This window comes from Rhodococcus sp. NPDC057014, from assembly GCF_042673295.1.
Lineage (GTDB): Bacteria > Actinomycetota > Actinomycetes > Mycobacteriales > Mycobacteriaceae > Rhodococcus_F.
This window is the reverse complement of record NZ_JBHUSF010000025.1, coordinates 43,145-53,783: the sequence shown is the minus strand read 5'-3', so window position 1 is coordinate 53,783 and position 10,639 is coordinate 43,145. Positions and strand designations below refer to the sequence as shown.

The following is a 10,639-nucleotide window of genomic DNA, read 5'->3' as shown; positions in this document are numbered from 1 at the left end:
ACTCTTCCGGATACGGCTTCGGCATGTCGATCATCCTTCCACCGTGAGGGCAGATCCCTCACGGGTCAGGTGTCAACCAGAGCCGGGGCAGTCCCATGTAGGTGCTGAACCGTCAAAGAGCAGGATCATCATGCCGCTCCAAATTGCCCCAAAACTCAAGGCGAAGACTGCAGACCAGTGGATGGTTGCACTGACCGGCCACCTCTACCCGGGCGAGTTCGTGTGGGCCCTGGCGCGGACTACCGTGATGCGCCCGCAGTGTGATGGCTTGGCAATAACCAATGCGCGGGTGCTTGCGTTCTCTGGCCGCGATGTAGCGGCCAAGGGGCCTAAGCGAGCAATCGACGCCGACAACATCTCGCGATTCGACCTTCCAACATTTGGGGCAGCGAAACAGCTGGTGATCACGACCAGGGACAACCAGCAGTTGTACTTCGGCATACTCCAGGGCACAGACGTCGCTTTCGTCAGCCACTTCGTCCACCAACTAGGCATAGCCGGCCTACCTGCTGGCATGCGCGGAGCGCACCAGCCGAAGCCAGGTACGTCGGAAGCCGAACCCGTTGTCGCTATCCAACCCAAATCCGAGGAGTCGACGGACGCCGATCGGAAGGACGCTGAGGAACACGCCGCGGCCGCTCAGTCTGTAGCTCCACCGCCTAATGGCCAAAAGTCCACCAAAGCTGGAAAGATCCTGCTTGGTATCGTCTCCCTCATTGCGGTATTTGGCTTCATCGGACTTGTCGGGACGATAGCAACTGACGAAGAGGCCTTGCGTAGCGAAAAGTCCAGTCCAGAGACTGCACTCACCCCGGCCACCACACCTAGTCTCACAACCACCACGCCGCTACAAACGACGACGACGGCCGCCTCGACGAGCCCGACCGCAGAGGATGGTTCCATCGCGGCGGCGCTTGAGCAGGCCGGGGCAACTCCCGAGATGGTGGACGCAATGGGCGTCGTTGCCGAAGAAACAGGGTACATTCCCGCCCCGTCCGATCTCCAACAACGGCAAGAGTTCACATACCTAATCGTTCTACTGTGCCGGGACATCAGCAGTGGTGCGACGACATGGGAAAATTCGATTAACGAGGACATCTTCCACGGAGCGGCAACCGAAGACGCGCAACGCCTCAACGACTACGCCAGGACGGATTTCTGTCCTCGGGTCCCTCCTAACGACAGCGGCACGACCACACCCGCCGCATCCTCCGCGCCTGCCGACCTTGCGCCCATCGTGCTGACAACGAACGTCCAGATAGAGGGACAGTCCGTCGCCGTGAGCGGTACCGTTCCGCTTCCTGATGGCGCGAAATTGTCAGTCTCGCTGTTTCGCATCAAATACTTCGGTTACAGCGACGAAGAGCACTACGGAGCATCCACCTCGACCACCGCGACCGTCCTGGGTGAGCAGTTCTCCGCAACGATGGCCGACGATCCGCAGAAGGCGCGTGATTCTGCGGACGCTTACAACGTGGGTGAACCACCGGAGCGGCAAATCAGGATCTCGGATTGGGTCGTTGTATCGGTGAGCTTCGATCCGCGCGATGACCAGCCACAGTCGGTGGTATCGGCAGTCGGGGGCGAGGACTCACCCCACCTGGCAAACAGTCCACAGGCCGACGAATTCGGTGGGTTAACCGACGACCCGTACTGGATGCTGAAGGTTGAGACGAAGCTTGAGTTGCCATTTCGTCCATAGTTCTAAATCTTGCATCCCCGCGACGGGATCCGGCGAGGCGGCCATTCATCGTTCGGCGTAGCCGCGCCAGCGGTTAGCACCGTGTCGGGGCGGGCTCCCCCCGGAATCGTGCCGCGATGAACTCGTACGCATCCGGGAAACCCACCACCGCGGTGGTCATGTGCTCGGAGATGTCATAGGGCACGAACGTCAACCTCGCACCCGCAGCGCAGTACCGGTGCGCCACCTCCGCCACCGAATCGAACGGGGTGAGCCCATCGAGCGTGCCGTGCCACATATACACCGGCGCCGTGGGCACTCCCTCGAAATATCGGAGGCTGTTCTCCCGCAACACCTGCCGCGCCGCCGAACTCGCCATCAGACTGGTCGACGCCGCCAGCTGTCCGGCGTTGCGGAACGCGCCGTGGAACAGCAGGAACCGCCGGCACTCGTTGCTCATCCATTCCCGCAACCACAGACCGGTCTCGTTGAGCTGCGAGGACACCGGCAACCGGTCCGGGTACTCCCGCTCGAGGCCGATCGCCGCCGCGAAGGCGAGTCCGAAACCCGGGTGTGGGTTGAAGCCCAGCCCCTCCCCCATCTGCTCGAGATCCGCCGGCACGCCGCCCTGCACCACCGCCGCCAGCTTCAGCTCCGGCGCATAGGTCGGGGCGAGCGCCGCCGCCCACGCGCTGGCCATCCCCCCACCCGAGTAGCCCGCCAGGGCCACGGGACTGTTCGCCAGACCCAGTTCGGCTACCCGCTGCACCGCACGAACACTGTCCAGGGTGATCATGCCGCCGAGCTTGGCGGCACCGTACGCGCCGGTCGGGCCGAGGTGATCGGGCACCGAGACCGCCCACCCCCGCTGCAGGCCCAGCAACATTCCCGGCGATTCCTGCATCTCCAGGTTGAAGAGGGCGCGCGAGGGCGCGCACTTGGTTCCCAACGAGTTCACGATTGCCTGATACGACACCAACGGTGGATTCGCCACGCCCCGGGGCAGGAGCACCGTGGTGACCGCCAGAATCGGGTTGCCGGCCGAGTTGGTCGACCGGAACGCGATCTGCCAGCCGTCGGAGTTGGCGTACATCCAGGTGTCGATCCGCCGCGTCCGCACCACCTCGCCCGGCGCCTTGGCCCCGAGATCGGCGGGCGCGAGGTAGAACGGGTCCGGGTCGGGCCACGGATACAGCGGTTCCGCGTTCGCCGGCACCGGCACTGTAATCGCGAGGAAGAGGACACCGAGAACCGCCGCCACCAACCCCCTGAAAACTCGCCGCATCACGTCCTGCTCCCTCTGCGCCCTCTCGTCAGGACGCGGTGACTGTATCCGCGCGGGAACACGCTCCGTTACGGTGCGATCCTGGCAACATCATCCAAGCAGTGCCGTGGGCGGCGCGCGTGTGTGGGCGAATCAGTGGACAGTCTGCGTCGGCGAGGCTGTGGACCAGCTCGTCCCATGTCGGTGGTCTCGTAATGCGTTTTCCGCTTCCTGTTACTCGTCGGTAACAGCGTGGAACTGGCGAGTGTCGGGCGGCGCGGTGACAGATTGCTACCGGCACTCCCCCGTCTTCCTGAGATGCCCTAGCCCTACCTCGGCACCACGTGGTGTCAGCAGTATTCATGGGGTTTGACCTGCTGTTTTCGGGGAACTTCTGAAGTTCCTGAGTTTCGACAGTCGTGACGCGATGCGCCGACTGTTCACCCACCCGTTCGCTGCAGGAGTCGGAGACTTCCAGGATGAGGTGAGCATGATGAAGAAATCGCAGTGCGCACGGCCATCGCGTCGGCCGTCATCGCTTCCGCGCTGGTCTTCGCCGGCGGGGTACCGCCACGGCGGTGCCGGCACTGACGGCCACTGCAAACGGTGAGTCACGGTCACGGTGCCGGCAGGGGAAAGCTGGACTTGTTTCGGATTCGACTCGGCGTTCAATTTCAAGACTGGTGCCTTCGGGACAGGTGCCGGCAAGCTGAGCGGCTTCGCGAAGGGCAACGCGACCGTCTTCTGCTTCGGCAATCAGGCGCCGTTCTTCTTCACTGGGAGCGTGGCTGTGAAGTGACCCGACCGACGCAGCGGAGTTCTCAGCGGGATTCTCGTGTGCCGGGATCGATGGTGAGATCGGCGGTGTCGGCGAAGACCAGGCGTCCGTCGTCGAGGGCGACCGCCCACCGATGTACCGGCGCCCACTCGTGCCCACGTTCGGCGGTGTCCGTCAGGTGGGCGTAGTCCTCGACGATCGCGCCGGGTGCCGCTTCCTCGGCCTTCCTTTGGACCAGCACCCGGACACCCACGGTCAACGCAGGGTTCGCCGGTTGTGTCTCGCGCTTCTCGGGCATGCGTTTCGAACCTTCTGCTCGACGTTGTTCGCCGAGCATAGGCGTGACCCCTCCGGGGCCGCCGGGCGATCACGGTCCCCGCACCGTCAGGTCGGCGTCCCGGAAATAGGGCGGACACGCCAATATGGGTATGGATTGTGGGCGTATGCCCCGCCAATGACGGGTGTAATGACCGTTTCGGCACTACCAGTGGGGGTAACCAGGGTCAGGGCCAATGTCGTACATGGCGAGGAAACGAGGTTCATCGTGATCATTCTCGGACTGAGCTCGTGATCGGATTCGTGGCGGGCATCCCGATCCTTTGGACCATCGGCATCATCCTGCTGGTCATCGGGGTCATCCTCGCGCTGCTCGGGGCCACCGGCCGCGCCGTCGGCGGGCGCCGTCACTGGTTCTGAGGTTCGGACGACCCGGAATCACGCACTTCTACCGCACGAGCGGATGGTCGCCGGTGGTAGGACGGGTCCTCGCGCCGGGAACTGCGCTAGCGTGCGGGTTCGTACCGCGGTTGATCGCTGGTCATCGACTTTCCGGCCGCACGGTTCGAATCGAGGAACTCCGCCCTCGAGTCCGGCACCCAATCGGCAATCGCTTTCGAAGGTGGGCATGTGAGGCAGGTGGTGATCGTGCTCAGCCGGGCCTGCGCGTAGCCGACCCGGGTGAACACCACCGACGCTGCCTGGAGCAGCGCCGCACGGGTGAATTCCGCCCGTTTCGGCGCTCACGTCAGCAAGGGCGCGTTGTACGACCACTTCAGCTCCAAGGAAGAACTTGCGCGCGCGGTCATCGACGTCGGCAGTGCCCGCTTCGCGATCGCGTGCAGGCCCTTCCTCACCTCCGGCATTCCCGCGTTCGACGCGCTGATCGGCATCTCGTGCACCCTGCTCGATCCTGTCGTCAATGACGCCACGGTGCGGGCGACGTTCCGGCTGATCACCGACGTTCCCGACCGGCCGGGCGCCGGCACCACCCTGCTCACCACCTGGCTGTCCGACTACCGCGAACTCGCCCACCGGGCCATCGCCGAAGGCGACCTCAACCACGACGATCCCGACGCCGTTGCCCTTCTCCTGGTCGAGACTCTCGCCGGAGCCCGCTTGCTGGCCGCGGCCACCGGCCGCCTCGACGATCTGCCCGTCCGTCTGGCCGCGACCTGGGATCTTCTCCTGCCCGGCCTGGTCGACCCCACCAAACTCGATTACTTCCGTGAACTCGTGACACGACAGATGGCCCGGGTCGGTGACCGCGGCACGGCACCCCCACCGGCCTCTACACCGGGTGGTGTTGTCCGACACCCATCGAACACGGGCGAGACCGTCTCCGCGGACCCGAAGGGCGTGCGGCGCGCCGCCGCCAACCGCCCGTCGCGCAGCCCGCGGCCGATCTCCAGTGGCCACCGTGACGTCGGGTCGAATCGCAGGCGGCAGGAGCCCTGATCGTTGCCGGCCACCGCGTGTCTGGGTGCAATAGGGCTCGTGTTCCCGCCGCGGGTGAATACCACCGCTGCGCCGGCCGGGGGTTCGCTACAGTCACCCCGATGGATCAGCCCGTACACCGCCACCGACAGGACCGGGCGCAACAGCAGCACCGCGACGACGATCGCGACACCCTTCCCACGCCCGGCGAGTTGAGCGAGGAACTTCTCGCACGAGCGGTGGTCGACGCCCTGAAACAGGGCGCATCGTGGGCGCAGATCGGGGCCCACCTCGGGGTGCCCGATCCCTGCGCACGCCACGGTGGATGCTCCGATCTGCAGTGGCAGGACGCGATCGTCGAATACGAGAACGTCCGAGCGGCGCGCATCCACCCCACCGAGTCGACTGTTCCGCCGACCGGAGAGAGCTGACCGCAGAACACCCGCTCCGGAGAATCGGTGCGGCGGCACACCGGCCCGGCCTGCCAGATGCCGGTTTCCTCGTTGCACACCACGGGCCAAGGCTCAACAGGCGGTCGTCGAGCCGGGAGAGTTGCATCCAGGACCGTGCCCGGTGGGTGCCATCCCAACCGTGCTGGGTGTCAGGGTTGCGGGACCTCGATCTGGCTGGGGAGTTTGTCGCGCATCTTGTCCACTTCCTGCTCGATCCTCTCGACGGCGCTGTCGTTGTTGAGGACGGTGACCATACCGGCGGCGAACGCGATCGAGATGACGATCGCCAACGCGCTCAGCACCAGGCCGACGATCGCCACCCCCTTCCCGGTGATCCCCACCCGGCGGGCCGCCCGCAGGCCGAGGACACCGAGGATCAACCCGATGATGCCCAGGACCAGCCCGACCGGGGACAGGATCACGATCAGCACACACACGAACGCGGCCACCCCGAAGGCGAGCGCGAACGCCGCGGCCGCGCTCGTGCGCGCGGGCTTGGTCACCACCCGCTCCTCGACCGCGACGGGCCGGCCATCGCCCGCGGGCTCGACCCGGCGCGGGTCGTCCTCCCCGGCGCCGCCGGTCAGTGGACTGCGCATAGCTACCTCCGTGTTGTCGGGCACCCGCATTCGGCTCGGGCAGGACACCGCACTCATTCGGTGCTCGATGCCACTTCCGACGCTGCCCGGATCGTGCTTGTTCCAACCCAGAACCACTGGCCTTCAGACCGCTGATCCTCGAGGACTTTCCCGGCACTACGCCGATAGGAAAGGCTGGAGCGAGCGTGTGCCGTACCCGCAGATCCACGTGGGTCGTCGTGGCCTGCCCCGGTCCTGTCGGCACAGTCACCCACCCGGTCGCGAGTCGATCCTCGGCGGCTCATCGGTGGACCCGCTCACAAGGACTCGGGTTCGACTGTGAGGCAGCGGAATTGAACCGTGCGTACGACGTACCGCTTACCATCGACTGTCGTGGGAGTCGCGGCCGCAGCGCGACCGGCCGTCTCCAGTACCGACTCAGACGTGTGCCCTTTCAGTTGTTCGACGACACGGTGATGCCGGTGCTCTTCGACGATGGTCCCCGGTCCGGCGGGTGTACGAGTGGGTGCTGATCGTGTGCGACGAGGCCGCGGCGGTGCTGTTCGACGACGACTCCGCGGCCGCCCACGCACAGATGTTGCGCCGGCGCAGTGCCGCCGTGCGCTACGCCCTCGCCCGCAGGCAGCGACAGATCCTCCGCGATACGGACGCCGTCGTCCTCGAGCGGCACCGCGCTCGTTTCCGCGAGCGGAACCAGCACGCCCGGCGCACCGATTAGCCGCCTCTACCCCGGTCGAGGAGTCGAGCATTCACTGTCCTTTTCATGGGAACTGCAGATTCGCCCACTCCAGGGGCGGCGCCATGGCGGCGCCGGGGGCCCGATCTGCGGGACTTAGCGGGGTAGATGAACGACGAACAGTTGCCGAACGCCTGCAGGGTGCGCAACACCCCGTCCATTGTTGCGTTGCGCGACACAACCTAGTTTCCGAAGCAGCGCGTGCTCAACACGACTCCCGGGGAAGTCCCGGCAACAGCGGCGGGTAGGCGCATCGTCCGCGCGTCGACGCCCGCTCGCGTCACGCCGCCTCGAGAAGTTGGATGCGGCGCTCACCGGCGGGCAACATCTTCGCCATTCGCGAGCGAAGGCGCTCGGCCGCCGGCACCGAGACCGTTATCCCACGATGATCAGCAGTCCGACGGCGGCGACCGCGATCACGGAGGCGAGAACACAGATCGCCCACGCCCGTGTCGCAACCCGGTGCCAGTCCCGGTCATGGCGCACCACCCGGTCGGTGAGCACCCGAGCCGGCGAGGGTGAGGCCGCGGCTTCGGCTCGGTCCGGCACCCGCTCGCGAGAGCGGCGCGACACCACATCCGCGGTCACCGCCGCGGCGAACGACACCGCAACCACGCACAACGTGACCGTCAGGACCTCGACCATCCAGAACACATTCATACGAGCAACTCGAACTTCCTTGGTTCTCGGGCACCCCGCCGCAGTCGGCGATCGGCCGCCCCGTCGGTCCCCGCCCCGTGGGGTATCGCCACGGGGGCGCACTGTGTTGCGCGAAAAGTCCGCGAATTGTATTTCAATATTCTGATCAGTCGTCCAATTCATTTTGATCGACCGTCCAAATTGAATTGGGCTTGCGTTCAGTTTGCGGGGCAGAAATTATTTCGCATTTCGTGAAACGCCGGAGGCGCCCCCGGGCGATATAGGAGTAAGCGGGTTCGATGCCCGTAGACAACAACAAACAAAAGGAGTGAAAAGGTTCATGGGTTCTGCAGGTGTTGACTTTGCCGTCGCCTTCGAGGCGTTCCTCAAGTGGTTGAGTATCACGTTCGGAGGCGGCATCGGAATCAGCTGATCGACCGCATACGACCTGGAACGGCGGTGGCTCGACTCACCAGGTGGGAGTCGAGCCACCCTACTGAGCAGGACTCGCCGCCCGAGCGATGAGCGGCGTCCCGACGCCGCCCGCCACCGGTATGGGCGCAGTGCCACCGAAAGGGCGGTTTCGACTAATAGTTGTACGTCATTTAGCAAAGATGTTCACGTGACTCGCAATAGCACTCGTGGAATTCGACTAGGACGCCTCAGAGGAATTTAGGATGCTTCAGGGGGCGGGCGTCACCGAGTTCTAAGAATTCCGGTCGTGTGGTGGGTGGGGTGTTGTCGAGGGCGCGGATGGCGGCGCGTTCGACCAGCAGCGGGACGAAGTCCCGGATCCGGCATCCGTCGAATCGGTGGTGAGCGGCAGAGATCATGCCGTCGACCGTGGAGGGGTCGAGGTCGGGTACCGCTCGCACAGGCGGGTACGGACGGCGTCGATGTGCTGTCGTTCGGTGACGTCCATGACAACAATTGTTCTCCCCAGGCCCGGGGTCGGGCACCCTTCCACGCTCCCACCAGGTGAAACATCGGGTGCCGGGCAAACAGCCGCACCCGCGGCCTGCGGCCTGCGGATGACACCGCCCGACGATGCTGATCCCGATGTTGCCCAGGCAAAGATGTTTCTCGGTGTGCTACTCGCCGAAATGGCCGTCTCGAGCGGCCGCATCGGCATCGCCGAGGCGCACGGGCGGCGGACACCGTGGATCGCGGTGAGGGCAGAGGCGGCGGGCCGACGCCCAGACACTGCGCGCCCAGCTGTATGAGGTGCACAGTCCGGTGGATCGGCTGGCGTTCCGGTTCCCCGCCGCACTCGAGGCGGCGAGCAACTTCTTCTCGCGCGGTGAGCGGACCTGATCAGAATCGCGACGGCGTGCGTTGTGGATTGACGGGGCGGTCGAGGGCAATGGCGGCGACGGTGGGCTCCAACCCGATCTCAAGCCATTCGGCGGTGACGGTGATCGCCCGGACAGCCACAAGAGGGTCCGTGGGGATCCAGTACTGGGGTTCGGTGCGATACGTGCAGATTCCGGCGGCCGATGCGTGCACATCCGGGCGAGGACGGTAGGGGTCGGCGACGGCGAGGTGATCGATGATGCCGAGCCACACGTCGAGATACGACCACCGTGCGGACAGGTCCTGCGGGTCGGTCAACGGACGACTCTGGTGGCGGGCCCACCGGGCCGGGTCGGCGGCGGCGGTCAACGCCAGGTGCACGGCGAGGCCGGTGTCGTACGCGACGACTCGGGTCAGATGAAGCGTCAGCTGGTGACCGGTGGCCAGGAGACGCTGACCATGCACCTCGGTGCCGCCGTAGGCCGGTGCCGGGTTCTCGGGCCACCGGTGTGTGCGCATGATCCTCGATGGTGCCCGACACACCCTGCGGTGGCAATGCACACGCCCCGAAAGCTGCCGGCTCATGAAGGGCAATCAGGCTCGCGCGCACCGCCGGTGTGGCCGCATATCCATCCGCGGGTGTCCTGTTCAGGCGGCGACGGTTGGGGTACTCCCGGTCCGGATCGGGTTCACCGATCTTCGGGCGATGGGGAGTGTGGTGAGACGGTCATGACCTTGATGAGCGGTGCGGCTCGGGTGGCAACCGGGGCGGGTGAGGCCGCGACGGCCACCCTCGGCGCCATCGGCGGAGCCGCGGTCGGCGGCCTGATCGGCAGCATGAAGGGCGCGGCCACCGGAGCTGCGGAGGGGGCGCGGCGCGGCAGTCATTCGACCCCGGCGGCCGTGCTGACGATGGGTGCGGTCGCGGCGACCGGTGTGGTGCAGTGGCCGATCATGGCCGCGGTCGGCGGGACCGCGCTGGTCCTCGACCGGCTCCAACCCCGCACATCACCGCAGAACAAGCCCGGTACCAGCGCCACGACATCGGGTGCCGATGCGCCGGCCACCGGCACGGTGGGGGCGGCTTCGACAACCACACCACCGGCACCTACGCCGAAAACAGCACCGGTGCCGGCGGCCTCGAAGGCAGCGCCGAAGCGCCGGACCGCAGCGAAGTCCGGGGCGCAGCGCCGAACAGCACCGAAGAAGGCGTGAAGGATCGAATTCCACCCCTGACGCGTCCGGGCCGAGCCGAGCTGAAACGCGCGTGGGGAGTAGGGTGATCGGCCCCCTAGGGGTTCCGGGAGAGGGGGCCGGTCACGACTGGCTACCTCCCCAAGTTTAGTGCCCGGATGGTGTGGCAGGGCTGTTTGACTCCGCGAGAGTGACCTCCTTGGCGCCGAGGCTGCGCACCTGGTCGACGCTGTCCTCACCGGGCGGGGGTCGTTGTCGCCGCCCGGACCGAGACATTGATGCCGGCTGCT

12 protein-coding genes and 1 pseudogene are annotated in these 10,639 nt (G+C 66.0%); 7 read left to right on the top strand and 6 right to left on the bottom strand.

The annotated features are described in order from the left end of the window. Positions 1 to 130 precede the first annotated feature (130 nt). Positions 131 to 1,702, top strand: a complete 1,572-nt coding sequence (locus ACFTZB_RS08215; RefSeq protein ID WP_378430998.1) for a hypothetical protein — start codon at positions 131 to 133, stop codon at positions 1,700 to 1,702. Positions 1,703 to 1,775: 73 nt separating this feature from the next. Here ACFTZB_RS08215 and ACFTZB_RS08210 read toward each other — a convergent pair whose 3' ends face one another. After that, positions 1,776 to 2,966: a lipase family protein gene (locus ACFTZB_RS08210; protein WP_378431002.1), complete on the bottom strand. Its 1,191-nt coding sequence runs from the start codon at positions 2,964 to 2,966 to the stop codon at positions 1,776 to 1,778. 480 nt (positions 2,967 to 3,446) lie between these two features. On the opposite strand from ACFTZB_RS08210, the pseudogene ACFTZB_RS08205 reads away from it, so the two are divergent. Further along, a pseudogene (locus ACFTZB_RS08205) lies at positions 3,447 to 3,744 on the top strand (hypothetical protein). 22 nt (positions 3,745 to 3,766) lie between these two features. On the opposite strand, the gene ACFTZB_RS08200 reads toward ACFTZB_RS08205, so the two are convergent. Beyond that, on the bottom strand, positions 3,767 to 4,021 hold the full coding sequence (locus ACFTZB_RS08200; protein ID WP_378430997.1) for a hypothetical protein: 255 nt from the start codon (positions 4,019 to 4,021) through the stop codon (positions 3,767 to 3,769). Between the two features lie 269 nt (positions 4,022 to 4,290). Here ACFTZB_RS08200 and ACFTZB_RS08195 point away from each other — a divergent pair, with 269 nt between their 5' ends. The 3 genes from ACFTZB_RS08195 to ACFTZB_RS08185 all read left to right on the top strand — a co-directional run bounded on the left by ACFTZB_RS08195 (position 4,291) and on the right by ACFTZB_RS08185 (position 5,867). Then, positions 4,291 to 4,419 (top strand): DUF6131 family protein, encoded by a 129-nt coding sequence (locus ACFTZB_RS08195; protein WP_378430996.1) that lies wholly within the window; start codon positions 4,291 to 4,293, stop codon positions 4,417 to 4,419. A gap of 261 nt (positions 4,420 to 4,680) precedes the next feature. Further along, a complete protein-coding gene (locus tag ACFTZB_RS08190) occupies positions 4,681 to 5,457 on the top strand; it encodes a TetR family transcriptional regulator (protein ID WP_378430995.1) in 777 nt (258 codons plus the stop codon). Positions 5,458 to 5,558: 101 nt separating this feature from the next. Continuing rightward, the gene (locus ACFTZB_RS08185; protein WP_378430994.1) at positions 5,559 to 5,867 is read left to right on the top strand and encodes a hypothetical protein; all 309 of its coding nucleotides are present in this window, start codon (positions 5,559 to 5,561) and stop codon (positions 5,865 to 5,867) included. A 170-nt stretch (positions 5,868 to 6,037) separates the two neighbouring features. Here the strand turns inward: ACFTZB_RS08185 and ACFTZB_RS08180 are convergent, their stop codons facing one another. Next, positions 6,038 to 6,487, bottom strand: a complete 450-nt coding sequence (locus ACFTZB_RS08180; RefSeq protein WP_378430992.1) for a DUF4190 domain-containing protein — start codon at positions 6,485 to 6,487, stop codon at positions 6,038 to 6,040. A 493-nt stretch (positions 6,488 to 6,980) separates the two neighbouring features. Here ACFTZB_RS08180 and ACFTZB_RS08175 point away from each other — a divergent pair, with 493 nt between their 5' ends. After that, complete coding sequence (locus ACFTZB_RS08175; RefSeq protein WP_378430991.1) at positions 6,981 to 7,205, top strand: hypothetical protein; 225 nt, start codon at positions 6,981 to 6,983, stop codon at positions 7,203 to 7,205. Positions 7,206 to 7,598: 393 nt separating this feature from the next. Here the strand turns inward: ACFTZB_RS08175 and ACFTZB_RS08170 are convergent, their stop codons facing one another. The 3 genes from ACFTZB_RS08170 to ACFTZB_RS08160 form a co-directional block, all read right to left on the bottom strand. Beyond that, the gene (locus tag ACFTZB_RS08170; RefSeq protein ID WP_378430989.1) at positions 7,599 to 7,883 is read right to left on the bottom strand and encodes a hypothetical protein; all 285 of its coding nucleotides are present in this window, start codon (positions 7,881 to 7,883) and stop codon (positions 7,599 to 7,601) included. Positions 7,884 to 8,524: 641 nt separating this feature from the next. Further along, entirely contained in the window at positions 8,525 to 8,695 is a 171-nt protein-coding gene (locus tag ACFTZB_RS08165) for a three-helix bundle dimerization domain-containing protein (protein WP_378430987.1), read from the bottom strand. 481 nt (positions 8,696 to 9,176) lie between these two features. Then, positions 9,177 to 9,674: a serine/threonine protein kinase gene (locus tag ACFTZB_RS08160; protein WP_378430986.1), complete on the bottom strand. Its 498-nt coding sequence runs from the start codon at positions 9,672 to 9,674 to the stop codon at positions 9,177 to 9,179. Positions 9,675 to 9,884: 210 nt separating this feature from the next. On the opposite strand from ACFTZB_RS08160, the gene ACFTZB_RS08155 reads away from it, so the two are divergent. Then, positions 9,885 to 10,370, top strand: a complete 486-nt coding sequence (locus ACFTZB_RS08155) for a hypothetical protein (protein ID WP_378430984.1) — start codon at positions 9,885 to 9,887, stop codon at positions 10,368 to 10,370. Positions 10,371 to 10,639: the final 269 nt, after the last annotated feature.